Raw genomic sequence first — 26,864 nt, 5'->3', positions numbered from 1 at the left:
AATGCAAGGTGAATAGTGCATGGATGGTAGCAGAATTTGCGTCAACTGTTACGGGGTTCGACCAATAACTGCGACAGATCATGCCAACGGTGCAATATTTGCACCATTTTGACGCGCATTGCCCCCCAACAGGGCGTAAAGAACCGATAAATTTCGCGAGCGATCACAATTCCAGAATTATATTTGGCTTCTGCATACTCTTTCTTATTTTCATGCGGCAAAGCGCCGCTTGTCGTAAAAATATTCACTTTTTATGCAATAACAGTGAATAACTCCATATCGTAACTTATTGATATTCTGTACCCCTAACCCGTTTATGCATTTTTATCGCTGGCTGGCACGAAGGCTGCAATCTACATTCACAGTGCAAACACTCAATTATTTAACATCTAAATAACCTTTTATTTACCGGATGAGGTCGCTATGTCTCTGTCAATTACGCGTGAAAATTTCGATGAATGGATGATGCCGGTTTACGCTCCGGCGGCTTTTATTCCGGTACGGGGGGAAGGCTCACGCCTGTGGGATCAACAGGGCAAAGAGTATATCGACTTTGCAGGCGGGATTGCGGTAAACGCGCTGGGTCACGCGCACCCGGCACTGCGCCAGGCGTTGAACGACCAGGCGGCGAAGTTCTGGCATACCGGTAACGGTTTTACCAACGAGCCCGCTCTGCGACTGGCGAAAAAGCTGATCGACGCAACGTTTGCCGAAAAAGTCTTTTTCTGTAACTCAGGTGCGGAAGCAAACGAAGCGGCCCTGAAGCTGGCGCGCAAATATGCACACGATAAATTCGGCGTTCATAAGAGCGGCATTGTGGCGTTTAAAAACGCGTTCCACGGCCGCACGCTCTTTACCGTCAGCGCTGGCGGTCAGCCGTCATACTCGCAGGATTTTGCGCCACTGCCGCCGGATATTCGTCACGGCGTGTATAACGATCTGCAGTCCGCCAGTGAGCTTATCAACGACACCACCTGTGCGGTGATCGTCGAACCTATGCAGGGTGAGGGCGGGGTCCTTCCGGCGCAAAAAGCGTTCCTGCAGGGGCTGCGTGAGCTGTGCGATCGTCATCACGCGGTGCTGATTTTCGATGAAGTCCAGACGGGTGTGGGGCGTACCGGTGAGCTGTATGCCTATATGCACTACGGCGTAACGCCGGACGTGCTCTCTACGGCGAAAGCGCTGGGCGGTGGCTTCCCGATTGGCGCCATGCTGACCACTGATAAATTCGCCAGCGTAATGACCGTGGGTACGCATGGTACAACATACGGGGGTAACCCGCTGGCTACCGCCGTGGCCGGACAGGTTCTCGACATCATTAACACGCCGGAAGTGCTCAAGGGCGTTAAACAACGTCATGACTGGTTTGTTGAGCGCCTGAACGCCATCAACAGCAAGACGGGACTGTTTAAAGAGATCCGCGGTCTGGGTCTGTTAATTGGCTGCGAACTCACACCTGAGTTTGCCGGAAAAGCTAAACTTATTTCACAGGAAGCGGCAAAAATGGGCGTGATGGTACTGATTGCCGGTGCCAACGTGGTGCGTTTTGCCCCTGCGCTGATTGTCAGCGAGGAAGAGGTGAGAACCGGTTTAGACCGTTTTGCACTGGCCTGTGAACATGCGAAGTCCGGGGTGTCATCATGATGGTCATCCGTCCCGTTGAGCGCGGCGATATTGCCGGGCTCATGCAGCTTGCCGGTAAGACGGGAGGCGGGCTGACCTCGCTTCCTGCCGATGAAAAAACGCTGTCGGCGCGCATTGAGCGCGCCCTGCAAACCTGGCAGGGGACGTTGCCAAAAAGCGAACAGGGTTATGTGTTCGTTCTCGAAGATACCGACACCGGTACCGTGGCCGGCATTTGCGCAATCGAAGTGGCCGTCGGGCTTAACGACCCGTGGTACAACTACCGTGTCGGTACGATGGTTCACGCCTCAAAAGAGCTGAACGTCTATAACGCGCTGCCCACGCTTTTTCTCTGTAATGACCACACGGGAGCCAGCGAGCTTTGCACGCTGTTCCTCGATCCTGCGTGGCGCAAAGAGGGCAACGGTTATCTGCTCTCCAAGTCGCGCTTCATGTTTATGGCCGCGTTCCGCGATCGTTTTAACGAAAAGGTCGTCGCCGAGATGCGCGGCGTGATCGACGACACCGGCTATTCACCTTTCTGGGAGAGCCTGGGCGAGCGCTTCTTCTCGATGGAGTTCAGCCGGGCGGACTATCTGTGCGGCACCGGGCAGAAAGCGTTTATCGCCGAACTGATGCCGAAACACCCCATCTATACCCATTTCTTAAGCCCCCAGGCGCAGGCGGTGATTGGCGAAGTGCACCCGCAAACCGCGCCTGCCCGGGCGGTGCTGGAAAAAGAGGGTTTCCGCTACCGTAACTATGTGGACATCTTTGACGGCGGACCCACCCTGGAGTGCGATATCGACCGCGTGCGTGCGATCCGTAAAAGCCGGCTGGTTGAGGTTTCCGAAGGCCAGCCTGCACCGGGTGAGTGGCCGGCATGTCTGGTGGCTAACGAGCAGTACAACAATTTCCGCGCCATGCTGGTGCGAACCAACCCGAAAAGTGAACGTCTGGTGCTGACGGCCGCGCAACTGGATGCCCTGAAATGTAACGCCGGCGACACGGTTCGCCTGGTGCGTCTCTGCCCTGAGGAGAAAACAGCATGACTTTATGGATCAACGGTGACTGGGTCACGGGCGAAGGCGAGCCGCGCATAAAGACCAATCCGGTCGGACAAGAAGTGCTCTGGAAGGGAAATGATGCCAGCGCCGGGCAGGTCGAACAGGCCTGTCACGCCGCCCGTCGCGCCTTCCCGGGATGGGCGAAACAACCGTTCTCCGTACGCCAGGGAATTGTCGAGAAATTTGCATCACTGCTGGAGGCCAATAAAGCCGAATTGACGCGCGTTATCGCTCAGGAAACCAGCAAGCCGCGCTGGGAGGCGGCCACGGAAGTGACAGCGATGATCAATAAAATCGCCATTTCGGTGAAGGCGTACCATACCCGGACCGGCGAGCAACATACCGATATGCCTGACGGCGCGGCCACGCTGCGCCACCGTCCGCACGGCGTGCTGGCGGTATTTGGCCCCTATAACTTCCCGGGGCATCTGCCGAACGGGCATATCGTGCCCGCGCTGCTGGCGGGCAATAGCGTGATTTTCAAGCCGAGTGAGTTAACGCCACTGACCGGTGAGGTGGTGGTGAAGCTCTGGGAACAGGCTGGTCTGCCGCACGGGGTGCTCAACCTGGTGCAGGGGGGACGTGAAACCGGCCAGGCGCTGAGTGCGTTGAGTGATATCGACGGCCTGCTGTTTACCGGCAGCGCCGGAACAGGCTATCAACTGCATCGCCAGCTGGCGGGGCAGCCGGAAAAAATTCTCGCGCTGGAGATGGGCGGTAACAACCCGCTGATCGTTGAAGATCCCGATGATATCGACGCGGCGGTGCATTTGACCCTCCAGTCAGCGTTTATTACCGCCGGACAGCGCTGCACCTGCGCGCGTCGTCTGCTGGTGAAACGGGGTGCACAGGGCGACGCCTTCCTCGCGCGGCTGGTGGAAATCAGCGCGCGTCTGGTGCCTGCGCAGTGGGATGCCGACCCACAGCCGTTTATTGGGGGGCTGATTTCCGAGCAGGCCGCGCTGAACGTGCTGAAAGCCTGGCAGGATCACGTGGCGCGCGGGGCGAAAACCCTGCTTGAGCCAAAGCAAATCAAGCCCGGAACATCGCTCCTGACGCCGGGCATTGTTGAGATGAGTGGCGCACGCAACGTGCCGGATGAAGAGGTCTTTGGCCCGCTGCTCTGCGTCTGGCGTTATGACGATTTTGACACCGCCATTGAGATGGCCAATCACACCCGCTATGGACTGTCGAGCGGTCTGATTTCCCCGCATCGTGAGAAATTTGATCAGCTGCTGCTCGAAGCACGCGCCGGGATTGTGAACTGGAATAAACCGCTTACCGGTGCGGCGAGTACGGCACCGTTTGGCGGGGTAGGCGCTTCGGGTAACCACCGCGCCAGCGCGTGGTATGCCGCAGATTACTGCGCGTGGCCGATGGCGAGCCTGGAAACGCCTGCGCTGACGCTGCCGGAAACGCTGAGTCCGGGGCTGGATTTTACTCAGGGGGATCGTCATGAAAGCGCATGAAGTCAACTTTGACGGGCTGGTGGGGCTGACGCACCACTATGCCGGCCTCTCGTTTGGTAATGAAGCCTCGACGAAGCACCGTTTTCAGGTCTCCAACCCGAAACTGGCGGCGAAGCAGGGGCTGCTGAAAATGAAAGCCCTGTCGGATGCCGGTTTCCCGCAGGCGGTGATCCCGCCGCAGGAGCGCCCGAACGTGGCGGTGTTACGTCAGATCGGCTTTAGCGGCAGCGATGAGCAGGTTATCGAAAAAGCGGGTACGCAGACGCCGCACCTGCTTTCAGCGGCGAGCTCTGCTTCGTCGATGTGGGTGGCAAACGCTGCTACCGTTGCACCGTCGGCTGATACGCTGGATGGCAAAGTGCATTTAACGGTGGCGAACCTGAATAACAAATTCCACCGTGCCACTGAAGCGGAGACGACCGAGCGCGTTCTGCGTGCGATTTTCCGTAATGAGGCTCACTTTGAGGTCCATCAGGCGTTGCCACAGGTGGCCATGTTCGGGGATGAAGGAGCGGCAAACCATAACCGTCTTGGGGGGGATTATGGCGATCCCGGCGTGCAACTGTTCATTTACGGGCGAGAAGAGGGCGGCCATTCGGCGCCTGTCCGTTATCCCGCCCGCCAGACGCTGGCGGCAAGCCAGGCCGTCGCGCGGCTGAACCAGGTGAATCCCTCACAGGTGATTTTTGCTCAGCAGAACCCGCAGGTGATTGACCAGGGGGTTTTCCACAATGACGTCATTGCCGTCTCTAACCGCCAGGTGCTGTTCTGCCATGAGCAGGCGTTTGCCCATCAGGAGAAGCTGCTCGCTACGCTGCATGAGCGGGTGCCGGGGTTTATGCCTATTCAGGTGCCGACCCAGGCGGTCAGCGTGCAGGACGCGGTTGAAACTTACCTCTTTAATAGCCAGCTGTTGAGCCGTGAGGACGGCAGCATGATGCTGGTGCTGCCGCAAGAGTCGCAGGACCATAAAGGGGTGTGGCGTTATCTGTCTGAACTGGTGAAAGCCGATAACCCGATCGATGAACTGCGCGTCTTTGACCTGCGCGAAAGCATGGCCAACGGCGGCGGTCCGGCCTGTTTACGCCTGCGCGTAGTGCTGACGCAGAACGAAATGCAGGCTGTTAATCCGGCCGTGATGATGAATGAGACGCTGTTTAACTCCCTGAATGACTGGGTGGACCGCTACTATCGTGACAGATTAACGCAGGCCGATCTGGTCGACCCTCAGCTACTGCGTGAGGGGCGTGAGGCACTGGACGCGTTAACAACAATCCTGCAGTTGGGATCGGTTTATCCGTTCCAGCGCTAAAGGAGTGGCTATGGAAAATTTACTGGCGTTGACACTGGCCGATGAAACCCCCGAAGAGCGTGAGGGGGAGGGCCCCTCATTTCACTGGCGGTGGTTGGGTCGCGGCGTCCTTGAACTGACACCGGCCGCGAAGAGTGAGTTATCGCTGCTGCTTTCAACCGGTATCCATGGCAATGAAACCGCGCCGGTTGAAATTGTCGACCTGCTGCTGCGCGCGTTGTATCGGGGAGATATCACCCTGCAGTGCCGTCTGCTGGTGGTGTTTGGCAACCCGCCTGCGCTGGCGCAAAACAAACGTTATCTTGAGAGCGACCTTAACCGCATGTTTGGCGGCCGCTGGTCACAGTTTGTGCCAAGCGATGAAACGTCGCGGGCGCAGTGGCTTGAGCACGTGGTTGCAACATTTTTCGCCGCGGCCGGTTCCGTGCGCTGGCATCTCGACCTGCATACGGCAATTCGCGCCTCTTATCATGTGCGCTTTGGTGTTCTGCCCCAGCGTAACCAGCCGTGGGATGAGGCGTTTCTGAGCTGGCTGGGCGACGCCGGGCTGGAGGCTCTGGTGTTTCATCAGTCGCCGGGGGGCACATTTACCCATTTCACCTGTGAGCATTTCAGCGCGCTGGCCTGCACGCTGGAGCTGGGAAAAGCGCTACCGTTTGGCCAGAACGATCTCACGCGCTTCGCGCCAACGCATCTTGCGCTTCGCGCGCTGCTTGGAGGATTGGCACCCGAGCCAACGCAACAGACTGTCGTGCGTTATCGGGTCGTACAGCAGATCACTCGCCGCAGCGAGGCCTTCCGGCTGCATATGGCCGCCCACACGCTGAACTTCACCCCTTTTCGCAAAGGCGTTCTGCTGGCGGAAGATGGCGACGAGCGCTACGAGGTGCAGAAAACCACTGAATATGTTCTGTTCCCTAATCCATCAGTAGCGTTTGGCCTGCGTGCCGGGCTGATGCTGGAAAAAGTGTCCTGAACATTTCCCCTCTCATTGCCTGAGAGGGGAACGTCAAATTATTTTTCTTAGCGATTAAAACGCAATGACAACTATTGCAGAATATTCCTGGTGAATTGCTTTATTATTGGTCTTCACTTCGCTATACTTTTTTAAATTGCTTTGAAAATCATCATTTTGAATATTTTCGTTGCAACTCTCCATCCTTTATCCTTAATTCCTCCACATTTGGCGATAATTTGTTTTTTACACTTTCATTGTTTTACTGTTGCTCTGATTAATTGACGATAAACCCCGTAAAGTTAATCTCGTCAACACGGCATAGCGCCGAAGAATAACTGAAAGTAAGGAAATAAATTATGCGTAAGTTTACTGCACTGTTTGTTGCTTCTACCCTGGCTCTGGGCGCTACCAGCATGGCGTTCGCTGCAGATACCGCGACCACCACCACTGCCGCGCCTGTCGAAGGCAAAATGATGATGCATCATAAAGGCAAGCCGGGTATGCACCACGAGATGATGATGTTTAAAGATCTGAACCTGACGGATGCACAGAAACAGCAGGTCCGCGACATCATGAAAAGCCAGCGCGACCAGATGAAACGTCCGTCACTGGACGAACGCCGCGCGATGCATGACATCATCGCCAGCGACAGCTTCGATAAAGCAAAAGCCGAAGCGCAGATCGACAAAATGGCTGAGCAGCATAAAGCCCGCATGCTGGCGCATATGGAAACCCAGAACAAGATCTACAACATTCTGACGCCGGAACAGAAAAAACAATTTAATGCCAATTTTGAGAAGCGTCTGACAGAACGTCCAGCAATGGAAGGTAAAATGCCAGCACCAACCGAATAATCGGTTCAACATCTTAAGACCGCCGGGATCCTGTCCACAAAAGCGCTAACGCTGTGGACAGGACCGGCGGTTTTTCTTTCCTGCCCTCTTGTCTGCCGCCGCCAGAGCGGTATTCTCCTGTAGTCGCTTCAGAGAATGTTTGCAGAGTCATGGCGTTATAATTTTTATTAACGTTCCGCTAAGGCCTGCCCGCTCTGCTGCCGATACTGTGTCTGTGAAAACCCAACGATAACAAACAAGACAGCAACGATAGCGATATCCTTGCCCTGGCACAGGTTGTGCCTTTCAGGAGTGGTGATGGAGTTCTTTGATATCCGTAAGATGCCGGTCAGCCTCTGGCGCAATGGCGCAGGCGAGACGCGGGAAATTTGTTGTTTTCCGCCCGCAACGCGCGATTTTTACTGGCGTGCCAGTATCGCGACCATCGCCAGCAATGGCGAATTCTCCTCTTTTCCCGGTGTCGATCGGGTGATTACCTTGCTTGAAGGGGGTGAGGTAACGCTGGATGCCGGTCAGGCGTTCTGCCATACCCTGAAACATCATCAGCCATACCATTTTTCCGGCGATCAGCCGGTGAAAGCGCTGCTTTCCGAAGGACGGATGTCGATGGATTTCAACATCATGACCCGGCGTGACCGTTGTCAGGCGAAAGTGCGTGTCGCTGACCGCACCTTTACCACGTTCGGCTCCCGCGGGGGCGTCGCGTTCGTGTTAAGCGGGGCGTGGCAGCTTGGCGATAAGTTGCTGACGGCCGATCAGGGCGCCAGCTGGGAGGAGGGCGTCCATACTCTCCGCCTGCTGGAGGCTCAGGGCACCTTATTATTCAGCGAAATTAACTGGCTGCCGGGGCACTAAGCTCAATGACCTCATACTTGCCGGTTAACACGGGCTTGCAGAGAATTTTGTAGCCATCGTGGTCGAAACCGGCGGGTGTGCGCAGCAAGGTTGCCGCATCGTTTACATCGTCAACAGCACCCAGCCAGAGCCAGTTGTTGATGATGTGATACTGGGTCATCGCGTCACCAACTTCTTTTAGCGCAACGGCACCCTCCCACGGCCAGCAGTTAACGCTAAGCGCCGCCAGCCCTGCGAGGAGCCGGGCGTGGTGTTCCTCAATGCTTTCTTTCCCGCAGCAGGCCCCTGCGCAGCGCTTTAACGCTGAGCGGAAACAGGCCCGCCCGCGGGTGGTTGCTTCGAGGCCTAGCAGGCTGTAGCACAGCTGTAACTCATCGGCCAGCGTTTGCAGAGCCTGCAGAGCCGCCCGTTTGTTAGCGAACAGCCCGTAGAGATTGGGGGCGTGAGAAAAATCGACTTCCCGTGCGTAGACAACCTGCGGCTTACCGGCGTTTATCTGCAGGGAGCAGAGCTGCCGGTTGCGGCGCAGGCGCTTATTGAACAGCGGCTGTTGCTCTTTGATCAGCCGGGCTTCCAGTAAGAGCGCGCCCATCTCTCCGGCGGTACGAAACCAGGTGATGCGTCGCGACTGGCGCAGCATTGCCGCCTCGTCTGGCGTACGCAGATGAGACATGACCCGGCTGCGAATATTTACGCTTTTGCCAATGTAGAGCGGAAGGGTGTCACTCTCACCGTGAAAGATATACACGCCCGGCTGTTTAGGCAGTTCCTCAAGCCAGGGGCGAAGATGTTCGGGATATTCGTAGATAGCCGCCGCTTCAAACTCAAGACGCGGGGCGGATTGACGCCTGCTCACATACTACTCCATATACTGTTCAGGCATACAGTGTAGCAGAGCCGGTTTGGTTAAAAAAGAGCCGGATGGCGCAACGGACGGTGCGGGCGAACACCCTCTCCCCAGAGAGAGGGTGCCAGAGTGTTACTTTTTCCAGAAATCATCGAACACGGTGATCGGTGGGCGACGCTTGTGCTCGGTTTTCAGATACCAGCTTTCAATGATCTTCGCGGTACCTTCATCCAGTTTTTTGCCTTCCAGATAATCATCAATATTGTCATAGGTGACACCCAGGGCCGCTTCATCCGGCAGGGAGGGGCGATCGTCTTCCAGATCTGCCGTTGGCGCTTTCTTGTAAAGGTGCTCCGGGCAACCCAGCGCGGCAAGCAGCTGCTTACCCTGACGTTTGTTCAGACGGAAGAGCGGGTTAATATCGGTACCGCCGTCGCCATACTTGGTGAAGAAACCCGTGATGGCTTCTGCCGCATGGTCGGTACCGACCACAACGCCTTTGGTCATCCCGGCAATGCTGTATTGCGCTTTCATACGTTCACGGGCTTTTTCGTTGCCGCGGACAAAATCGCTCAACTCAATGCCTGCTTCGCGAAGCGCCTGCTCGCTGGCCAGCACCGATCCTTTGATATTGACGGTGAGTACGCGATCGGGCTGGATGAAGGCGATGGCATCCTGGCAATCCTGTTCATCGGCCTGCACGCCATAGGGAAGACGCACGGCAATAAACTGCAGCGCGTCATCACCCGTCTCTTCGCGGAGCTCTGAAATTGCCATCTGGCAGAGTTTACCGGCCAGGGTAGAGTCCTGACCGCCGCTGATGCCCAGCACCAGGGATTTCAGGAACGAGTGAGTTTTTAAATAAGACTTTAAAAAATCCACGCTGCGGCGGATCTCTTCTTGTGCGTCTACCGCGGGCTTTGCGCCCAGCGCCTGAATAATCTCTTGTTGCAGAGCCATCACGCCCTCCATATGCAGAACATAAACAGATTGTGTTAACTGTTAAAACTAACCCTTTGAACGAGAAACGACAAGGCTCACAGTTTCGAGTGCGTTAAATTGCGGCGATTTAGCAGGTTATCGTTGTTTTATTAGAATTTTCCGAAATTCGTCTGGCGGAATTCACAAAGTTGAACAATAGTACTTTTTATTCCATGCTTAGATAACACGCTGATAAACAAGAGGACGGAATATGAACAAGAACGTAGCAGGAATTCTTAGCGCAGCGGCGGTACTGACTATGCTGGCAGGGTGTACGGCCTACGACCGCACCAAAGATCAGTTTACACAGCCCGTAGTGAAAGATGTCAAAAAAGGCATGACCCGTTCGCAAGTGGCTGCGATTGCCGGCAAGCCTTCTTCGGAAGTGACAATGATTCATGCACGCGGTACCTGCCAGACCTATATCCTGGGTCAACGTGATGGTAAGGCAGAGACCTACTTCGTTGCGTTGGATGAGACCGGTCATGTGATCAACTCCGGTTACCAGACCTGTACTGAATACGATACCGATCCGCAGGCACCTAAGGCGCAGTAACCCTTCTTGCCTGAGTATGTTAACAAACCGGCCGTTGGGCCGGTTTTTTTATACATACGTAAATCTTATTTCTTCTCGCGAATTATTTGCCTGAAATGTGAAGGTAGTCAACACACCAGGTCAATGAGAGACAATTTGCCCCTGTGCAGAATTATCTCCTGTCTGTACCATTGCGTATACTCACTCCAACGACAAACAACAGTAAGCAAACTACCTGTCTGCCAGGATAGCGAGTCGAGTGATAGCGCGATGGCAGGTAGTCATACGAGAGGGAAGTTACTATGGAAAAGAAACATATCTATCTGTTCTGCTCAGCAGGCATGTCAACCTCGCTTCTGGTGTCAAAGATGCGTGCTCAGGCTGAGAAGTATGAAGTCCCGGTGGTAATCGAAGCGTTTCCGGAGACGCTGGCGGGCGAAAAGGGCCAGACAGCCGACGTCGTTTTACTGGGGCCGCAAATTGCCTATATGTTGCCCGAAATTCAACGTCTGTTACCCAATAAACCGGTCGAAGTGATCGATTCGGGATTGTACGGCAAGATTGATGGTTTAGGTGTATTGAAAGCTGCTGTTGCAGCAATTAAAAAAGCTGCTAATTAATTTTTATTTTTCCCGTCAAAGAGTTATTTCACACACAATACGCCGTAACCCGCGTTGCGGCATTTAAGGGTATTTTCCTATGAGTAAAGTCATCGCTTCACTTGAAAAGGTACTCCTTCCTTTTGCTGTTAAAATAGGAAAGCAGCCTCACGTTAATGCCATCAAAAACGGTTTTATTAGATTAATGCCGTTGACGCTGGCTGGGGCAATGTTCGTTTTAATTAACAACGTTTTTCTGAGCTTTGGTGAAGGTTCCTTTTTTTATTCATTAGGAATTCGATTAGACGCTTCCACAATTGAAACCCTTAATGGTTTAAAAGCCATCGGCGGCAACGTATATAACGGTACGTTAGGTATTATGTCGCTGATGGCTCCTTTCTTTATTGGCATGGCACTGGCGGAAGAACGGAAAGTGGATCCGCTGGCCGCAGGTTTATTATCCATTGCCGCCTTTATGACCGTGACGCCATACAGCGTCGGTGAGGCCTATGCCGTAGGGGCCAACTGGCTGGGAGGCGCTAATATCATCTCCGGTATCGTAATCGGTCTGGTGGTTGCGGAGATGTTCACCTTTATTATTCGTCGCAACTGGGTTATCCGTTTACCGGATAGCGTGCCGGCGTCCGTTTCTCGTTCATTTTCCGCGTTGATTCCAGGCTTCATTATTCTCTCCATCATGGGGATTATCGCCTGGGCGCTCTCTCATTGCGGCACTAACTTCCACCAGATCATTATGGACTCTATCTCAACGCCGCTGGCGTCAATGGGTAGCGTGGTCGGTTGGGCGTATGTGATTTTCACCTCCCTGCTGTGGTTCTTTGGCGTGCATGGTTCACTGGCACTGGCGGCGCTGGACAGCGGTATTATGACCCCATGGGCACTGGAAAACGTTGCACTTTACCAGCAGTACGGCTCCGTTGACGCGGCGCTGGCAGCCGGTAAAACCTTCCATGTGTGGGCGAAGCCGATGCTCGACTCTTATATCTTCCTGGGGGGTACCGGGGCGACGCTGGGTCTGATCATCGCGGTCTTTATTGTTTCTCGTCGCGCTGACCATCGTCAGGTTGCGAAGCTGGCACTGCCGTCAGGCATCTTCCAGATTAACGAGCCGATTCTGTTTGGTCTGCCAATCATCATGAACCCGGTAATGTTCATTCCGTTCATTCTGGTTCAGCCGCTGCTGGCGGCCATTACCCTGACGGCCTATTACCTGGGCATTATCCCGCCCGTCACCAACATTGCGCCGTGGACCATGCCGGCGGGTCTGGGGGCGTTCTTCAACACCAACGGTAGCGTGACTGCCTTCCTGCTGGCGATATTCAACCTCGGGATTGCAACACTGCTCTATATGCCATTCGTGGCGATAGCAAACAAAGCTGCAACCGTTATCGATGAAGAAGAGAGCGAAGAGGATATCGCCCTCGCACTGAAATTCTAAAATTGCACGGCGCGGGGCAACCCGCGCCAGCCAAAAGGAGCTTAAAAATGTTAGATTTGGACAGTATTGTCGCAGAAGAAACCGCAGAGAACGATCTGGAAGAGGTGGTGATGGGGCTTATTATCAATTCCGGGCAGGCGCGTAGCCTGGCGTATGCCGCGCTCAAGCAGGCCAAGCAGGGTGATTTCGCAGCCGCGAAAACCATGATGGAACAGTCCCGTACGGCGCTGAACGAAGCGCACCTGGTGCAGACAAAGCTTATCGAAAGCGACCAGGGTGAAGGCAAGATGAAGGTCAGTCTGGTGCTGGTGCATGCGCAGGATCATCTGATGACGTCGATGCTGGCACGTGAACTGGTGGCCGAGTTAATTGAGCTTCACGAGAAGATGCAGTAAGGCAGATTTTGCAGCAGGAGGTCAGCGCGATGGAAATAAAAACCGCACTTGAACAGCAACTGTTTAATGGCAAAAATTTTCACGTGATTATTTACAACAAGACGGAGAGCGCGAGCGGTCTGCATCAGCATGACTACTATGAGTTCACGATTGTTCTGACCGGTCGCTACTACCAGGAAATCAACGGCAAGCGCGTCCTGCTTGAGCGGGGAGATTTCGTCTTCCTGCCGATGGGGTCCCATCACCAGAGCTTTTATGAATTTGGTGCAACCCGCATTCTTAACGTAGGTGTCAGCAGACGCTTCTTTGAGAAACACTATCTGCCGCTGGTGCCGTTCTGCTTTGTGGCCTCGCAGGTTTATCGCATCAAAAACGAATTCATGACCTGGATTGAAACGGTTATCGCCTCGCTTAACTTTCGCGAGAATGAATTTGATGAGTTTATTGAAACGGTGACGTTTTATGTGATGAACCGTCTGCGCCATCATCGTGAAGAGCAGCAGGTAAGCGATGATATTCCGCAGTGGCTGCGCAGTACGGTTGAACTGATGCACGATAAAGGGCAATTCAGCGAAAATGCGCTGGAAAATATGGTCGCTTTATCCGGTAAATCACAGGAATATCTGACCCGAGCAACTCAGCGTTATTATCGTAAAACCCCAGTGCAAATTATTAATGAAATCCGCATTAATTTTGCTAAAAAACAGCTGGAAATAACCAACTACTCGGTTACCGATATTGCTTATGAGTCAGGCTACAGTAGCCCCAGCTTGTTTATTAAGACCTTTAAGAAATTGACTTCGTTCACACCGAACAGTTACCGGAAGAACCTGACGGTAATTAATTAAATTTCGGCGGATTTACCCGCCACAAATATTGCCTTGATTGCTTGCCCACAGAGCGGGAAGAGTACGCTACACCTTGCAGGCGATTAACCTGATATGCTAAGGGAGATATTATGCAGAAGAAATTAAAAGTCGTAACCATTGGCGGCGGCAGCAGTTATACCCCGGAATTACTCGAAGGTTTCCTGAAACGTTATCATGAATTACCGGTCAGCGAATTATGGCTGGTGGACGTTGAGGAAGGTCAGGAGAAACTGAATATCATTTTTGAGCTCTGCAAGCGGATGGTCGCGAAAGCCGGTGTGCCATTGACCGTGCATAAAACCCTCGACCGTCGCCTGGCGCTGCAGGATGCCGACTTCGTGACGACCCAGCTGCGCGTCGGCCAGCTCAAAGCGCGTGAAATGGATGAACGTATTCCACTGAGCCACGGCTATCTGGGGCAGGAGACCAACGGTGCGGGCGGCCTGTTCAAGGGGCTGCGTACCATTCCGGTCATTTTTGACATCATCAACGATGTGGAAGCGATCTGCCCCAACGCGTGGGTGATTAACTTCACCAACCCGGCCGGGATGGTGACCGAGGCGGTCTATCGCCACACCGGTTTCAAACGCTTTATCGGCGTCTGTAATATTCCGATTGGCATGAAGATGTTCATCAGCGATGTGCTGGAGTTGACCGATACCGACGATCTTTCTATCGATCTCTTTGGCCTGAACCACATGGTGTTTATCAAAGATGTCATCGTGAATGGTCAGTCTCGCTTTAGCGAACTGCTTGACGGCGTAGCCTCCGGACGCCTGACCGCTGCGTCAGTGAAAAACATCTTTGACCTGCCGTTCAGCGAAGGGCTGATCCGCTCGCTTAATCTGCTGCCTTGCTCATATCTGCTTTACTACTTCAAACAGAAAGAGATGCTGGCCATCGAGATGGGTGAGTACTATAAGGGTGGCGCACGCGCTCAGGTGGTGCAGAAAGTTGAAAAGCAGCTGTTTGATTTGTATAAAGATCCGAACCTGAACGTGAAACCGAAAGAGCTTGAGCTGCGCGGCGGAGCGTATTATTCCGATGCGGCGTGTGAAGTGATCAACGCCATTTACAACGACAAGCAGGCCGAGCACTACGTCAATGTGCCGCATCACGGCCATATCGACAACATCCCGGCTGACTGGGCCGTTGAGATGACCTGCATTCTGGGACGTGATGGCGCCAGGCCGCATCCACGGATTACCCACTTTGACGACAAAGTGATGGGGTTGATCCACACCATCAAAGGGTTTGAAGTGGCAGCCAGCAATGCGGCGCTGAGCGGTGAACTCAATGACGTTCTTCTGGCACTCAATCTCAGCCCGCTGGTCCATTCCGATCGCGATGCCGAGCAACTGGCCAGCGAAATGATTCTGGCGCATGAAAAATGGTTGCCTAATTTTGCCGCCACGATTGAGAAGCTGAAATTCAAACAGCACTGAGAGGATGTGTGATGGAAAACCTGCTGATCGTCAATGCTGATGATTTTGGTCTCTCAAAAGGTCAAAACTACGGCATTATTGAAGCCTGCCGCCGGGGTGTGGTGACCTCAACAACAGCACTGGTTAATGGTGACGCGGTTGAACACGCCGCGCAGCTCAGCCGCGAGGTGCCAGCGCTGGGCGTCGGCATGCACTTTGTATTGACGCTCGGGATGCCGCTTTCACCGATGCCAGGACTGACGCGGGACGGACAGCTGGGCAAATGGATTTGGGAGCAGGCAGAGCAGGGCACGCTGCCGCTCGAGGAGATTACCCGCGAGCTGGACTGTCAGTTCAACCGTTTCGTCGATCTCTTTGGCCGTGAACCCACGCATATTGACAGCCATCATCACGTGCATATGATCCCGGCACTTTTCCCGTCAGTGGCGGAATTTGCACAGCGCAAAGGCGTGGCAATGCGCGTGGATCGTGAGGTGCAGGCGCTGCACGGGCTGTCATTGTCTTCTGTGCCCACAACGGACGGGTTCAGTAGCGCGTTCTACGGCGACGAGATTAGCGAAGCGCTGTTTCTGCAGGTGCTGGATGAGTCCGCCACGCGCGGGGAACGGTCGCTGGAAGTGATGGCACACCCTGCATTTGTCGATAACATTGTGCGTAAAAGTGCCTACTGCTGGCCGCGACTGGCGGAACTGGATGTGCTGACGTCGGCATCGCTGAAATACGCCATTGCCGAGCGTGGGTACCGTCTGGGCACCTTTGAGGATGTATGAAAATAGCCCGGAGGCGCGGTGCCTGCCGGGCTGAGTAAACGATGTCAATCAGCGCCGGGTCGGGCAAAGCCAGACCCGGCTTTTCTTTTATGCCGGTATACGATCAATCTTACTGCTGCGTGACCACACACGGTGCGCTGCGAGCAGATCGAACAGCTTCGTCATAAACGCATCATCGACGTTATCGCCTTCGACAATGCCATCTTCGCCTTGCTCAGCCACCTTCAGGTGCGCTTTAAACTGTCGCGCATCGCCGGAAAGGGCGATCGGCTTCAGGTGCTTATAGGCTTCCAGCAGATAATAAATCGCATCGCCATTGTTCAGCAGACTGTCGATGTCGCCGCACGGCACAATCACCGCATCAACGGTGAGCGATGGTGCTCCGGCAAAGGTGGCCGCAACCGGCAGCACTGAACCGTCGTCGGCGGTCACTTCCCCCATGCGGGAATAGAGCAGTTTGGCGTGAACGCCTTTGGTTTTCAGCGCCTGCATAATCCCCAGCACGTCGCTGGCACGGGTTTTGTCATTCAGCAGAATGGCCACTACCCGGCCTTTTATCGAGCCACCCGGCACCGCATACAGACTCAGGGACGGATCTTTCTTGAGGCCGTTAACGTCTTTCGGTGGGGCCGCATTGCGTTGCTCATCCGTCAGCGTAATGCCAAGGTTATCCGCCACGCTCTGGGCAAGCTGAATATCGATATGGGCGAGCTGATCGACCACGCGCTCGCGGATGTAAGTCCGCACCACTTTGCTCAGTTCAAAGCTAAAGCCGCCGATAATGTGCTGTTGCTCGATCGGCGTCTGGCTGTTCCAGAACAGGCGAGGTTGGGCATAATACTCGCCGAATGACGGGCTACGCTCGCGGATTTTATTGCCATCGATGCGCTCCTGGTACGACTCAAAACCACCGCGTTTCGGTCCCGGCGGCGTTTCGCGCGGCCAGTTATCGTTGATGGAGTTCGGCTCATAGTTAGCCGGATTGGTATCGATATCCTGGCGATGCATCCCGTCGCGCTGGAAATTGTGGTACGGGCAGGTTGGACGGTTAATCGGAATTTCGTGGAAGTTGGGCCCGCCAAGGCGACTGATCTGCGTATCGGTATAGGAGAACAACCGCCCCTGCAGGAGGGGATCGTTCGTGAAATCCAGCCCCGGAACAATATGCCCCGGGTGGAACGCGACCTGCTCATTTTCGGCAAAGAAATTGTCCGGGTTACGGTTGAGCACCATTTTACCCACCAGCTGAACCGGCACCAGCTCCTCTGGGATCAGCTTAGTCGGGTCAAGAAGGTCGAAATCGAAGTTAAACTCATCCTCTTCCGGGATCAGCTGTAACCCCAGTTCATATTCCGGGAAGTCACCGGCTTCAATCGACTCCCACAGCTCACGACGGTGGAAGTCCGGATCGCGCCCGGTCAGCTTCTGGGCTTCATCCCACACCAGCGAGGCTTTGCCCGCCACAGGCTTCCAGTGGAAGCGTACGAATGTGGCTTTCCCGTCCGCGTTGATCATCCTGAAGGTATGAATACCAAACCCTTCCATCGTGCGGTAGCTGCGCGGAATGCCCCGGTCTGACATCGCCCACATCACGTTGTGTAACGTTTCTGGCTGCAGTGAGACATAATCCCAGAAGGTGTCATGCGCACTTTGTCCCTGCGGTATGGCCCAGTGGGGCTCCGGTTTTACCGCATGGACAAAGTCAGGAAATTTATGCGCATCCTGAATGAAGAACACCGGGGTGTTATTGCCGACGAGATCGAAAATACCCTCTTCGGTATAAAATTTGGTGGCGAAGCCGCGGATATCACGCACGGTATCTGCCGAACCCGCGCCGCCCTGTACGGTTGAAAAGCGGACAAAGACCGGTGTGATTTTGTCCGGATCGGAAAGGAAATCCGCTTTGGTTATCTCTTTGAGGCTTTTGTAGGGCTGGAAGTAGCCGTGTGCCGCGGAGCCACGCGCGTGAACGATGCGCTCAGGTATACGTTCATGGTCAAAATGGGTGATTTTTTCCCGCAGAATAAAGTCTTCCAGCAGGGTTGGTCCGCGCGTTCCCGCACGCAGCGAGTTTTGATCGTCAGCAATGCGCACGCCCTGGTTGGTGGTAAGTGCAAAACCTTCGCCGCCTTTACGGTGGGACTCAAGGGATTTCAGCTTCTCGTTTCCGGTATCCGGAGATTTCATACTTCCCGGCGCGGTAGGCTGTTCGCCAGGTGCGGAAGGGCCGGGGGACGGGCGGTGAGAGCCGTCCGCTGGGGCCAGAGAGTCCATGCCTGGTTGAGATTCTTCAGTGCCATGAATGGGTGATTGATGTGTTTTATCTTTGTTCGACATTGCACGCTTCTCCTTTATCCATTGCTAAAAACCTTGTTAACTATAGAACAATGTGGCGAAAGGGCGGGCGAACTAAGAGTTTTCAGATGACCTGGTTAAGGAATGCGCTATCAGCGCGATGCAGGGCGCGACGCGTGGGGGGAGGATCGGCTATCATAGAATTTTCCTGCTTCCAGAATGTGCTTTAGTGAACCCGTCGCTTATGAAACCTTTTCGTCAACAAAACCGCCCTGTCATTAGCTACGTGCCTCGCGTCGAACCCGCGCCGCCCGAACACGCCCTGAAGGTGGATGGTTTTCGTGATGTCTGGCAACTGCGCGGTAAATACGTAGCGTTTGTTCTGGTGGGAGAACACTTCCGCCGTTCGCCCGCGTTTTCGGGGCCGGAGTCGGCCCAGCGATGGGCGAACCAGGTCCGCCAGGATGAAGAGATTGAAGAGTAACAGCCAAAAAAAACCGCCATCAGGCGGTTTTTTTTATTCATCCGTGATTAACGGTGCGCCAGTTCAGCGTCGTCTTCACTTTCCAGAAGGGTTTTATCGGTCTGCTTCAGCCACTGGCTGGTCAACGTACCGGCGGTCATGGAACCGCTCACGTTCAGCGCAGTACGACCCATATCGATCAGCGGCTCAACGGAGATCAGCAGGGCAACTAGCGTCACCGGCAGACCCAGGGCCGGCAGGACAATCAGCGCGGCGAAGGTTGCGCCACCGCCAACACCCGCAACGCCTGCGGAGCTGATGGTGACAATCCCGACCAGCGTGGCAATCCAAACGGGATCCAGTGGGTTAATACCCACGGTCGGAGCAACCATTACCGCCAGCATTGCAGGGTAGAGACCTGCGCAACCGTTCTGACCAATGGTGGCACCAAAGGAGGCAGAGAAGCTGGCAATAGATTCCGGTACGCCCAGACGACGGGTCTGCGCTTCAACGTTCAGCGGAATAGACGCGGCGCTGGAACGGCTGGTGAACGCAAAGGTCAGTACCGGCCACACTTTACGGAAGTATTTCAGCGGGCTAACGCCATTGACGCCCAGCAGGATACCGTGCACCACGAACATAATGCCCAGACCCAGATAAGAGGCGACGACGAAGCTACCCAGCTTAATGATGTCCTGCAGGTTAGAGCCGGCAACCACTTTGGTCATCAGCGCCAGAACACCGTAAGGGGTCAACTGCATCACCAGACGGACCAGCTTCATTACCCAGCTTTGCAGGGTATCGATAGCCACCAGCACGCGCTCGCCTTTCGGCGCGTCGTCTTTCAGCAGCTTCAGCGCCGCCACACCGAGGAAGGCCGCAAAGATCACCACGCTGATAATGGAGGTTGGGCTGGCACCGGTCAGGTCAGCAAACGGGTTCTTCGGCACGAAAGAGAGCACCATCTGTGGCACCGTCAGGTCAGCGACTTTACCCACGTAGTTGGTCTGAATCGCGGTAAGACGCGCCGTTTCAGCCGTACCCTGGACCAGACCTTCAGCGGTCAGCCCGAACAGGTTGGTGACCAGCACACCGACCAGAGCTGCAATCAGCGTGGTAAACAGCAGCGTACCGATGGTCAGGAAGCTGATTTTACCCAACTGGGTGGCGTTATGCAGACGGGCAACGGCGCTCAGAATAGAGGCAAACACCAGCGGCATAACGATCATCTGCAGCAGCTGGACATAGCCGTTACCGACGATGTTGAACCACTGAATAGAATCTTTCAGAACTGGATTATCGGAGCCGTAAATAGCCTGCAACGCCAGACCAAACACGACACCCATGGCCAGACCAACCAGCACTTTCTTCGCGAGGCTCCACTGTTTGTGGCGCGCCTGCGCGAGAAGCAATAGCAATACAACGAACACTACAATGTTCGCGATGAGTGGAAAATTCATCCCCGTTCTCCTGATTTATTATACGGTCGGTTTTTACCGATCCTGTTGGCGCAAGGTTATCAGAAGTGTGATGTGGCGCTTATATCCAAATGGAATGGGTTATGACAAATGGAAATAATTTGTGTGCTTAATGTTCAATCTGGTGATTAATGAAACGATTGAACTGAAATTGCAGCGAATTGATCATCTGGGATGACCAGCGCACTGCACTGTTTTCGGGCAAGGTTTGCGGCATCCAGACGGCGTAGGCAAAGAGCGCCATACACAACACACGCTCAAGCTGATTACCTTTCTGCGGCGCAAGAATGGGCAAACGGAAACGCCAGCGGCATGGCCAGAGCAGCGGCACGCCCGCAGGCGTCAGCATATCGGCAAGGATATGGCTTAAATAACCCAGCACCATTCCCTGGATAGCATCGGCGGGCACTATCCAGCTATCAGGGACTTTTAAATAGAAAAGGGTGAGCAGGCCGAATACGGCCAGCAGGCTGTGGGTAAACCCACGGTGACCAAACGCGCGGGCGATGGGTTTTGATATCCACTTTAGCCGCTGTCCCAGGAATGACTTTGGATGGTCGATATCGGGCAGCAGACAGGTCAGCACGGCGGACGGGACAATATGCCACCAGTCCCCCTGTGCGAGCACAGGGGTAAGTTCAGCGTTTTTGGCAAAAACTGCGCACGCAATGGAAAAAAGCAGATGGCCTTCCGCCGTCATGATAAAACCCACAAAACTGTCAATTCATACAGTATAGGGTTTTTATACAGTAGACGAAAGAGGTGACGGTGTAACTGTATGTCACAAACGCGCCTAGCGCGCCAGCCAGCCCCCGTCGACGGCTAACGTATGACCGTTCACGTAATCCGAGGCGGCGGAGGCTAAAAAGACCACCGGTCCCTGCAGGTCTTCCGGAACTCCCCAGCGCCCGGCAGGTATCCGGTCGAGGATCTCCTGGCTGCGCTGCTGATCATCTCGCAGTTGCTGAGTGTTGTTGGTCGCCATATAGCCCGGCGCGATGGCATTAACATTGATGCCGTGTGTCGCCCATTCATTGGCCAGCAGACGCGTGATCCCCAACACGCCGCTTTTGGACGCGGTGTAAGAGGGCACGCGGATGCCGCCCTGGAATGAGAGCATCGAGGCGATATTAATGATTTTCCCGCCCTGGCCCTGCGCAATAAACTGTTTAGCCACGGCCTGGGAGAGGAAAAAAAGCGATTTCAGATTCAGGTTGATGACGTCGTCCCAGTCCTTTTCGCTGAACGCGAGAGCATCTTCACGGCGTATGGTCCCGGCATTGTTCACCAGAATATCGACTCGCCCCATCTCAGCAACCGCGCTGTCAACAACGTTCTGAAGACTCTCCTGCTGACTGAGGTCGGCCCGAATCGCCCTGAACCGCCTTCCGAGTGCGCTAATGCAGGCAGCCGTTTCCTCCGGCGCTTTGCGGTTAACACCCACGATGTCGCATCCCGCCTGCGCCAGCGCAATGGCCATGGCTTGTCCCAGACCGGTATCGCATCCGGTGACGATGGCCACTTTTCCTGACAGAGTGAAGTTATCCAGTATCATACGCGCCTCAGAAGTAAGGTTATTGTCATTCTGACGCTAAGGATAGAAGCGGGGGATAAGAAAAGCAAACAAAATGAAACGATGTTTTGTTTTTAAAGCAGGCAGCCTGACGCTGCCTGAAAGGGGGGGTTACTCGCCGCGCAGGTGCTGCGCCGTCAGCTCAACCAGTGAGTTCAGCTTCACGTCGGCAAGGGCAAAACGGGGATCGTGTCGGCCTTCCTCCGCGGGAACAACAATCGAGCGCATGCGCGCGGCCTTCGAGGCCACCATTCCGTTAACGGAATCTTCCAGCGCGACGCAGCAGAGAGGATCAAGACCGAGTTTAGCGGCGCAGTCGAGATAGACCTGCGGGTGCGGCTTGCTGTATGGCAACGTTTCCGCTGAGGCCAGCGCGTCGAAGCTGTCGCGCAGCTCAAACATGGTCAGTACTTTTTCCAGCATATGCAGCGGTGAAGCTGACGCCAGGCCAACTTTCAACCCCTGCGCTTTACACAGCGCGACGGCTTCACGCACGCCGGGCAGCAGGGGCTTGCTCTCTTCCACCAGTGAGATGGCGCGGCTGATAATGCGCGCGGTCACTTCGTCGCGATCGGGTCCCACCCACGGCTGCTGGGCATACCACAGGTCCACCACCATATCGATGCGCAGACCAAGCGTATCCGGAAGTTCACTACGGCGGCTGATATCAACGCCCAGGCTGGCGATAACGTCCAGTTCGGCTCGATCCCACAACGGTTCGGAATCGATCAGTAATCCATCCATGTCAAAAATTGCGGCAAGAATCTGGCGCGGTGTCGACATCACAACGTCTCCTTATCCAGGGTGTACGACAGACGATAAATGCTAAGTGCACTCTGCAATTTAGCATATTGCCTTTAAAGAGCGGGCGAAAATGATGGTCAGCAGGTAGACTTAGGCAGAAATAACGCGTCTTTATGAAGGGGAACTGATGACGTATCAACAAGCTGGACGCATTGCTGTCTTAAAACGTATTGCTGGCTGGGTAATTTTTATTCCAGCCGTCATTTCGACGCTGATCTCTGTGCTTAAATTTATGTACGATCACAGTGAAAAACAGCCAGGTATTAATGCGGTAATGCTTGATTTTGCTCATGTCATGATTGAAATGATGCGTTTTAACACGCCGTTTCTGAATATCTTTTGGTTCAATTCGCCGACGCCGAATTTTCATCAGCAGTTGAATCTCGGGTTTTGGGTGATCTACGCGCTGATCTTTATTGGTATGGCGTTGCAGGCCTCTGGCGCACGCATGAGCCGTCAGACGCGTTTTTTACGCGAAGGTGTGGAAGACCAGATGATTCTCGAACAGGCGAAAGGCCCGGAAGGGATGAGCCGCGAGCAGATTGAGTCCCGCATTGTTGTGCCGCGTCACACCATTTTCCTGCAAATTTTCCCGCTGTATATCCTGCCAGTCATTATCATCGTGGCGGGTTACTTCTTCTTTTCGCTGTTGGGATTCCTGTAACCGATAAGGGTGGCGATATAGCCACCCGTCCCGCCATTACGCGGCAAGCACACGTTCAAGTGCCCTCTGGGCATTGACCAGATGCTCTCCGCCAAACAGAATGGCGCGGTTCATCAGTGTGTAGAGCTGATACACCGGCTGGCGCTCAAGAAAACCCTGCGGCAGAGGCAGCACGGACTGGTACCCGTCGTAAATTTGCGGCGGTTGCTCAGGGTGCAGTGGCAGCATCGCCAGGTCACACTCCCTGTCGCCCCAGTAACAGGCCGGGTCGAAGATATAGGGGCCGTCAGGACCCAGCGCGCAGTTATCTGACCACAAATCACCGTGCAGCAGAGACGGCTGAGGCTGGTGGGATGCCAGACGCTGCTGAATGTGTTCGACGATGGCATCGATATTGCCAAACTCCAGACCTTTCTCCGCAGCCAGTTCCAGCTGCCAGCCAATGCGTTGCTCAGCAAAGAATGTCGACCAGCGTCGTTGCCAGGCATTAGGTTGTGGAGTGGTGGAGAGGTCGTTGTCAAAATCGAGACCAAACTGCGGCTGGTCGCTCCATTGATGCAGTCGCGCTAACTGTTGGCCGAGAATGAAGGCGTTATGGGCGTCTAACGGGCGGGCAGGAAGAAATTCCATGACCAGAAAACTGTAGTCGCGGTCGCTGCCCACGGCCCAGACCTGCGGGACCGTCACCGTTTTACTGCGCGACAACAGTTCCAGCTGGTCGGCTTCGGCGGTGAAAATCGGAAGCAGCTCTCGCTCATCGCATTTAACAAAGAGATCGCGCCCGGCGTAGCGTAAGTGCCATGCGGCGTGGATTTCTCCGCCTGGCAGTTCGTTCCGCAGTTCAATTTCACCTTCACCCAGTTGCTCACTTAAAAGATGACTGATAGCCTGCCACATGTTGTCTCTCCCATGTTGTCTGCCAGATCATAAAGTTAGCGCATAATTGCGGTAAAAAAATACGAACTAACGCACACCTGAGCGGTTTAAATTCATGCAGGGCACTTATTGTTCTTTTTTCTGCCAGCTTTCCCAGGTATCAAGATCAATTTCTGCCGCTTTGTCGGTCACGCTTTCGACCAGACTGGCCGCCAGAGCGTGAACCTCTTCTTTACTCAGGGCGCTGATCAGGCCAAACGTCAGGGTGCCTAAATCATGGATATTGCCCTCGTCATCCGTGAGTGTGAGCAGGAAATTGGCTCGGGTAAAGGCGTTGTTGAGCTCATTAAGCTCGGTCAGCGACGCTTGATGAATGTTGATGGTAACGACGTAGCGGGTGATGTCACCACTGCTCATAATTCACCTCATTGTTATCTTGGAAGTTTTCTTAGCATAGTCGATAGGCTGCGTTTGGCGACTATGCCGCGTATTTCCCCTTCACAGAGAAGGGGAAAAGGAGGATTAATGTCGGGACAGGTAATCGACGATTTTTTGCGTGTCGCTAAGCGAACAGAGACGTGTGCCCTGGTTGATGGTGGCAGCGCTACCCGCTGCGACGCCGTAGCGTGTCATCTCCAGTAATGAAGCACCCTGGGCCAGTTTCAGGGTCATCGCTCCAACCATGCTATCACCTGCGCCCACGGTACTCTGGCTTTTCATCGGCGGCGGGACAACCTGAACGGACCCCGTTTCGTCCACGGCCAGGGCACCCTGCGGGCCAAGGGAGACCACGACCCGTCGCGCTTTGCCGCTGTGAACCAATTCCTGCGCGGCGGTGAGGACATCGTCCGGCTGGTTCAGCTCGCGGTTCACCAGCGCGCTTAACTCTTTCTGATTGGGTTTAACCAGCTCAAGATTGCCCGGCGTCAGGGCTGCCTGCAGCGCCTCGCCGCTGCTGTCGACAATGCAGCGGATACCGCGTTGCTGCGCGGCCCGAATCAGCGCCGTCAGTTTTTCCGTGCTGACACCGGGCGGCAGGCTGCCGCTTATCACCAGCAGAGCACCGCTCTCAATGGCCAGCACCTTCTCTTCAAGCTGACGAAACTCATCTTCACTGAGTTTTGCACCCGGCATGACGAAACGGTATTGCTCGCCGCTGGACTCCACGTGCACATGCAGGTTTTGCCGCGTCCAGTCTTTGGACTCGACGGTCTGCGAGGCCACCTGTTCATCGGCCAGCAGAGAGACCAGGTGCTCACCGGTCGCGCCGCCTGCGGGGAAAATTGCTGTCGCCTTTCCACCCAGGTGCGTTATGGCTCGCGCCACATTGATACCGCCGCCGCCGGGCTCAAACACCGGGGCGCTGCAGCGCAATTTACCTTCCGGGTAAATCTGGGGCGTCAGGGTGGCGGAGTCGAGGGAAGGGGAGAGCGTCAGGGTGTAGATAGAAACCATCATTACCTCCTTTTAGCGTGGGTTCCTTTTAGTCTGGCACCATTTGTCAGGAAGGCAATGTAAATAACAGTATGATTTTAAATATGAATACTGACATAAAATCTGCTGCGGCTTATATAAAATAAAACGCTTTTTGAGATCGTTCTTATTCAAAAAATGAAATAAGAAATCATTGCTATGTTATTTGCGGCTTTTTATAATTTGTTACCTTTCTCTGGACGCCTTGTCATTGATCCTCAAGAAAGTTTCCGGGACCGTGTGGTCTCTTTTTTTGTTGTACGGACTCCTTAATAAAATGAAGCTTTTGAAGACAGTACCCGCTGCACTGATGCTGGCGGGTGGCGTGTTTGCTGCAATGAACGCGACCGCAGATGATTCCGTTTTTACTGTCATGGACGATCCAGCCACCGCGCAAAAACCGTTTGAAGGTAACCTGAACGCTGGCTATCTTGCACAATCCGGTAACACGAAAAGCTCCTCTCTCACGGCGGACAGTACGCTGACCTGGTACGGTAATACCACCGCCTGGTCTCTGTGGGGAAATGCCAGTAACACCTCTGCGAATGACGAACGCTCTTCCGAGAAATATGCGGTTGGCGGACGTAGCCGTTACAACATGACCGACTTTGACTACCTGTTTGGTCAGGCCAGCTGGTTAACTGACCGTTACAACGGCTATCGCCAGCGTGATGTGTTCACTGCCGGTTACGGTCGTCAGTTCCTGAACGGACCGGTACACAGTTTACGTTTTGAATTCGGTCCAGGCGTGCGCTACGACGAGTACACCGACGGCGAAACCAAAACTCAACCGCTCGGTTACGCTTCTGGCACCTATGCTTGGCAGATGACTGACAACACCAAATTTACCCAGGGGGTTTCTGTGTTTGGTGCCGACGATACGACGCTGAACTCAGAAACAGCGCTGAACGTGGCCATCAACGAACACTTTGGCCTGAAAGTGGCCTACAACGTCACCTGGAACTCTTCTCCTCCTGATTCTGCTCCGGATCATACCGACCGCAGAACCACGGTTTCACTGGGTTATAAAATGTAATATTCTCGGGCCGATTACGCTATCGGCCCGTTTTTTATTTTTTGAAACTGTGCTGTTTTATATTAAACACTGTTTTGAAATATCTGGTCTGCTGATATCTCCATAATTTCTTCATAATGCGCTTTCATTAATTTGCGGCTTATTTGACACGAATTGATAACGTA

The 26,864-nt window shown here is 54.3% G+C and carries 27 protein-coding genes; 17 read left to right on the top strand and 10 right to left on the bottom strand.

Annotation, left to right across the window (positions count from 1 at the left end; translation table 11 throughout):
- The first annotated feature begins 423 nt into the window (after nt 1-423).
- From HV157_RS03945 to ves, 7 genes are all read left to right on the top strand, one after another.
- Nucleotides 424-1,644 carry an aspartate aminotransferase family protein gene (locus HV157_RS03945; protein ID WP_040017242.1) on the top strand — a complete coding sequence of 407 codons (1,221 nt, stop codon included), beginning with the start codon at nt 424-426 and terminating at the stop codon, nt 1,642-1,644.
- Nucleotides 1,641-2,675, top strand: coding sequence for an arginine N-succinyltransferase (gene astA / locus HV157_RS03940; RefSeq protein WP_014169664.1), 1,035 nt, complete (start codon nt 1,641-1,643; stop codon nt 2,673-2,675). The genes HV157_RS03945 and astA overlap by 4 nt, the downstream gene beginning before the upstream one ends.
- Nucleotides 2,672-4,159, top strand: a complete 1,488-nt coding sequence (astD, locus tag HV157_RS03935) for a succinylglutamate-semialdehyde dehydrogenase (RefSeq protein ID WP_182268482.1) — start codon at nt 2,672-2,674, stop codon at nt 4,157-4,159. The genes astA and astD overlap by 4 nt, the downstream gene beginning before the upstream one ends.
- Nucleotides 4,146-5,471, top strand: a complete 1,326-nt coding sequence (astB, locus tag HV157_RS03930) for an N-succinylarginine dihydrolase (RefSeq protein WP_182268483.1) — start codon at nt 4,146-4,148, stop codon at nt 5,469-5,471. The genes astD and astB overlap by 14 nt, the downstream gene beginning before the upstream one ends.
- Before the next feature lie 10 nt (nt 5,472-5,481).
- The gene (gene astE, locus HV157_RS03925) at nt 5,482-6,447 is read left to right on the top strand and encodes a succinylglutamate desuccinylase (RefSeq protein WP_182268484.1); all 966 of its coding nucleotides are present in this window, start codon (nt 5,482-5,484) and stop codon (nt 6,445-6,447) included.
- A 338-nt stretch (nt 6,448-6,785) separates the two neighbouring features.
- Entirely contained in the window at nt 6,786-7,283 is a 498-nt protein-coding gene (spy, locus tag HV157_RS03920) for an ATP-independent periplasmic protein-refolding chaperone Spy (protein WP_020884420.1), read from the top strand.
- Between the two features lie 297 nt (nt 7,284-7,580).
- Nucleotides 7,581-8,138, top strand: a complete 558-nt coding sequence (gene ves, locus HV157_RS03915) for an environmental stress-induced protein Ves (RefSeq protein WP_020884419.1) — start codon at nt 7,581-7,583, stop codon at nt 8,136-8,138.
- On the opposite strand, the gene cho is transcribed toward ves, so the two are convergent.
- Both cho and nadE read right to left on the bottom strand, forming a co-directional pair.
- Nucleotides 8,116-8,994 (bottom strand): excinuclease Cho, encoded by an 879-nt coding sequence (cho, locus tag HV157_RS03910; RefSeq protein ID WP_014169671.1) that lies wholly within the window; start codon nt 8,992-8,994, stop codon nt 8,116-8,118. The two genes, ves and cho, sit on opposite strands and share 23 nt — an antisense overlap.
- Before the next feature lie 123 nt (nt 8,995-9,117).
- Nucleotides 9,118-9,945 (bottom strand): ammonia-dependent NAD(+) synthetase, encoded by an 828-nt coding sequence (gene nadE, locus HV157_RS03905; protein ID WP_020884418.1) that lies wholly within the window; start codon nt 9,943-9,945, stop codon nt 9,118-9,120.
- Between the two features lie 232 nt (nt 9,946-10,177).
- On the opposite strand from nadE, the gene osmE reads away from it, so the two are divergent.
- The 7 genes from osmE to chbG all read left to right on the top strand — a co-directional run bounded on the left by osmE (nt 10,178) and on the right by chbG (nt 16,038).
- Nucleotides 10,178-10,522 (top strand): osmotically-inducible lipoprotein OsmE, encoded by a 345-nt coding sequence (gene osmE / locus HV157_RS03900; protein ID WP_014169673.1) that lies wholly within the window; start codon nt 10,178-10,180, stop codon nt 10,520-10,522.
- Between the two features lie 281 nt (nt 10,523-10,803).
- The gene (gene chbB, locus HV157_RS03895; RefSeq protein ID WP_008500676.1) at nt 10,804-11,121 is read left to right on the top strand and encodes a PTS N,N'-diacetylchitobiose transporter subunit IIB; all 318 of its coding nucleotides are present in this window, start codon (nt 10,804-10,806) and stop codon (nt 11,119-11,121) included.
- 79 nt (nt 11,122-11,200) lie between these two features.
- The gene (chbC, locus tag HV157_RS03890) at nt 11,201-12,559 is read left to right on the top strand and encodes a PTS N,N'-diacetylchitobiose transporter subunit IIC (RefSeq protein ID WP_182268485.1); all 1,359 of its coding nucleotides are present in this window, start codon (nt 11,201-11,203) and stop codon (nt 12,557-12,559) included.
- Between the two features lie 47 nt (nt 12,560-12,606).
- Nucleotides 12,607-12,954: a PTS N,N'-diacetylchitobiose transporter subunit IIA gene (gene chbA / locus HV157_RS03885; RefSeq protein ID WP_020884417.1), complete on the top strand. Its 348-nt coding sequence runs from the start codon at nt 12,607-12,609 to the stop codon at nt 12,952-12,954.
- Between the two features lie 5 nt (nt 12,955-12,959).
- The gene (gene chbR, locus HV157_RS03880) at nt 12,960-13,802 is read left to right on the top strand and encodes a transcriptional regulator ChbR (RefSeq protein ID WP_127341458.1); all 843 of its coding nucleotides are present in this window, start codon (nt 12,960-12,962) and stop codon (nt 13,800-13,802) included.
- A gap of 110 nt (nt 13,803-13,912) precedes the next feature.
- Entirely contained in the window at nt 13,913-15,268 is a 1,356-nt protein-coding gene (locus tag HV157_RS03875) for a 6-phospho-beta-glucosidase (RefSeq protein ID WP_025204406.1), read from the top strand.
- A gap of 11 nt (nt 15,269-15,279) precedes the next feature.
- Nucleotides 15,280-16,038 (top strand): chitin disaccharide deacetylase, encoded by a 759-nt coding sequence (chbG, locus tag HV157_RS03870; RefSeq protein WP_059305970.1) that lies wholly within the window; start codon nt 15,280-15,282, stop codon nt 16,036-16,038.
- 87 nt (nt 16,039-16,125) lie between these two features.
- Here the strand turns inward: chbG and katE are convergent, their stop codons facing one another.
- Nucleotides 16,126-18,375, bottom strand: a complete 2,250-nt coding sequence (gene katE, locus HV157_RS03865; protein WP_020884413.1) for a catalase HPII — start codon at nt 18,373-18,375, stop codon at nt 16,126-16,128.
- 202 nt (nt 18,376-18,577) lie between these two features.
- Here katE and cedA point away from each other — a divergent pair, with 202 nt between their 5' ends.
- On the top strand, nt 18,578-18,817 hold the full coding sequence (cedA, locus tag HV157_RS03860) for a cell division activator CedA (protein WP_233100370.1): 240 nt from the start codon (nt 18,578-18,580) through the stop codon (nt 18,815-18,817).
- 47 nt (nt 18,818-18,864) lie between these two features.
- Here the strand turns inward: cedA and HV157_RS03855 are convergent, their stop codons facing one another.
- From HV157_RS03855 to hxpB, 4 genes are all read right to left on the bottom strand, one after another.
- The gene (locus HV157_RS03855) at nt 18,865-20,256 is read right to left on the bottom strand and encodes an L-cystine transporter (protein ID WP_182268488.1); all 1,392 of its coding nucleotides are present in this window, start codon (nt 20,254-20,256) and stop codon (nt 18,865-18,867) included.
- 127 nt (nt 20,257-20,383) lie between these two features.
- Nucleotides 20,384-20,974, bottom strand: a complete 591-nt coding sequence (locus HV157_RS03850; RefSeq protein ID WP_032681210.1) for a metal-dependent hydrolase — start codon at nt 20,972-20,974, stop codon at nt 20,384-20,386.
- Nucleotides 20,975-21,067: 93 nt separating this feature from the next.
- Nucleotides 21,068-21,829: a 2-dehydro-3-deoxy-D-gluconate 5-dehydrogenase KduD gene (kduD, locus tag HV157_RS03845; protein WP_014169683.1), complete on the bottom strand. Its 762-nt coding sequence runs from the start codon at nt 21,827-21,829 to the stop codon at nt 21,068-21,070.
- A 129-nt stretch (nt 21,830-21,958) separates the two neighbouring features.
- Nucleotides 21,959-22,630, bottom strand: coding sequence for a hexitol phosphatase HxpB (gene hxpB, locus HV157_RS03840; RefSeq protein WP_040017250.1), 672 nt, complete (start codon nt 22,628-22,630; stop codon nt 21,959-21,961).
- Between the two features lie 148 nt (nt 22,631-22,778).
- Here hxpB and HV157_RS03835 point away from each other — a divergent pair, with 148 nt between their 5' ends.
- Complete coding sequence (locus HV157_RS03835; RefSeq protein WP_138613791.1) at nt 22,779-23,315, top strand: YniB family protein; 537 nt, start codon at nt 22,779-22,781, stop codon at nt 23,313-23,315.
- 36 nt (nt 23,316-23,351) lie between these two features.
- Here HV157_RS03835 and HV157_RS03830 read toward each other — a convergent pair whose 3' ends face one another.
- The 3 genes from HV157_RS03830 to pfkB all read right to left on the bottom strand — a co-directional run bounded on the left by HV157_RS03830 (nt 23,352) and on the right by pfkB (nt 25,646).
- Nucleotides 23,352-24,212, bottom strand: coding sequence for a fructosamine kinase family protein (locus tag HV157_RS03830; protein WP_014169687.1), 861 nt, complete (start codon nt 24,210-24,212; stop codon nt 23,352-23,354).
- Between the two features lie 105 nt (nt 24,213-24,317).
- Entirely contained in the window at nt 24,318-24,608 is a 291-nt protein-coding gene (ghoS, locus tag HV157_RS03825; protein ID WP_014169688.1) for a type V toxin-antitoxin system endoribonuclease antitoxin GhoS, read from the bottom strand.
- 105 nt (nt 24,609-24,713) lie between these two features.
- Complete coding sequence (gene pfkB, locus HV157_RS03820; RefSeq protein ID WP_041162547.1) at nt 24,714-25,646, bottom strand: 6-phosphofructokinase II; 933 nt, start codon at nt 25,644-25,646, stop codon at nt 24,714-24,716.
- Between the two features lie 295 nt (nt 25,647-25,941).
- Between pfkB and HV157_RS03815 the strand changes: the two genes are divergently transcribed.
- Nucleotides 25,942-26,700, top strand: coding sequence for a YdiY family protein (locus HV157_RS03815; RefSeq protein ID WP_025204400.1), 759 nt, complete (start codon nt 25,942-25,944; stop codon nt 26,698-26,700).
- Nucleotides 26,701-26,864: the final 164 nt, after the last annotated feature.

It is taken from the genome of Enterobacter sp. RHBSTW-00318 (assembly GCF_014101375.1).
Lineage (GTDB): Bacteria > Pseudomonadota > Gammaproteobacteria > Enterobacterales > Enterobacteriaceae > Enterobacter > Enterobacter ludwigii.
This window is presented reverse-complemented; position numbering and strand designations above follow the sequence as displayed.

Excerpts from the sequence above, each read along its gene's own strand:
- katE (WP_020884413.1), bottom strand. The coding sequence starts at position 18,375 with ATGTCGAACAAAGATAAAACACATCAATCACCCATTCATGGCACTGAA.
- chbA (WP_020884417.1), top strand. The coding sequence starts at position 12,607 with ATGTTAGATTTGGACAGTATTGTCGCAGAAGAAACCGCAGAGAACGAT.
- osmE (WP_014169673.1), top strand. The coding sequence starts at position 10,178 with ATGAACAAGAACGTAGCAGGAATTCTTAGCGCAGCGGCGGTACTGACT.
- astA (WP_014169664.1), top strand. The coding sequence starts at position 1,641 with ATGATGGTCATCCGTCCCGTTGAGCGCGGCGATATTGCCGGGCTCATG.
- spy (WP_020884420.1), top strand. The coding sequence starts at position 6,786 with ATGCGTAAGTTTACTGCACTGTTTGTTGCTTCTACCCTGGCTCTGGGC.
- chbG (WP_059305970.1), top strand. The coding sequence starts at position 15,280 with ATGGAAAACCTGCTGATCGTCAATGCTGATGATTTTGGTCTCTCAAAA.
- astE (WP_182268484.1), top strand. The coding sequence starts at position 5,482 with ATGGAAAATTTACTGGCGTTGACACTGGCCGATGAAACCCCCGAAGAG.
- HV157_RS03945 (WP_040017242.1), top strand. The coding sequence starts at position 424 with ATGTCTCTGTCAATTACGCGTGAAAATTTCGATGAATGGATGATGCCG.
- hxpB (WP_040017250.1), bottom strand. The coding sequence starts at position 22,630 with ATGTCGACACCGCGCCAGATTCTTGCCGCAATTTTTGACATGGATGGA.
- HV157_RS03815 (WP_025204400.1), top strand. The coding sequence starts at position 25,942 with ATGAAGCTTTTGAAGACAGTACCCGCTGCACTGATGCTGGCGGGTGGC.
- HV157_RS03835 (WP_138613791.1), top strand. The coding sequence starts at position 22,779 with ATGACGTATCAACAAGCTGGACGCATTGCTGTCTTAAAACGTATTGCT.
- nadE (WP_020884418.1), bottom strand. The coding sequence starts at position 9,945 with ATGGCTCTGCAACAAGAGATTATTCAGGCGCTGGGCGCAAAGCCCGCG.
- cedA (WP_233100370.1), top strand. The coding sequence starts at position 18,578 with ATGAAACCTTTTCGTCAACAAAACCGCCCTGTCATTAGCTACGTGCCT.
- chbB (WP_008500676.1), top strand. The coding sequence starts at position 10,804 with ATGGAAAAGAAACATATCTATCTGTTCTGCTCAGCAGGCATGTCAACC.
- HV157_RS03850 (WP_032681210.1), bottom strand. The coding sequence starts at position 20,974 with ATGACGGCGGAAGGCCATCTGCTTTTTTCCATTGCGTGCGCAGTTTTT.
- chbC (WP_182268485.1), top strand. The coding sequence starts at position 11,201 with ATGAGTAAAGTCATCGCTTCACTTGAAAAGGTACTCCTTCCTTTTGCT.
- kduD (WP_014169683.1), bottom strand. The coding sequence starts at position 21,829 with ATGATACTGGATAACTTCACTCTGTCAGGAAAAGTGGCCATCGTCACC.
- pfkB (WP_041162547.1), bottom strand. The coding sequence starts at position 25,646 with ATGGTTTCTATCTACACCCTGACGCTCTCCCCTTCCCTCGACTCCGCC.
- HV157_RS03830 (WP_014169687.1), bottom strand. The coding sequence starts at position 24,212 with ATGTGGCAGGCTATCAGTCATCTTTTAAGTGAGCAACTGGGTGAAGGT.
- HV157_RS03875 (WP_025204406.1), top strand. The coding sequence starts at position 13,913 with ATGCAGAAGAAATTAAAAGTCGTAACCATTGGCGGCGGCAGCAGTTAT.
- astD (WP_182268482.1), top strand. The coding sequence starts at position 2,672 with ATGACTTTATGGATCAACGGTGACTGGGTCACGGGCGAAGGCGAGCCG.
- HV157_RS03855 (WP_182268488.1), bottom strand. The coding sequence starts at position 20,256 with ATGAATTTTCCACTCATCGCGAACATTGTAGTGTTCGTTGTATTGCTA.
- astB (WP_182268483.1), top strand. The coding sequence starts at position 4,146 with ATGAAAGCGCATGAAGTCAACTTTGACGGGCTGGTGGGGCTGACGCAC.
- ves (WP_020884419.1), top strand. The coding sequence starts at position 7,581 with ATGGAGTTCTTTGATATCCGTAAGATGCCGGTCAGCCTCTGGCGCAAT.
- ghoS (WP_014169688.1), bottom strand. The coding sequence starts at position 24,608 with ATGAGCAGTGGTGACATCACCCGCTACGTCGTTACCATCAACATTCAT.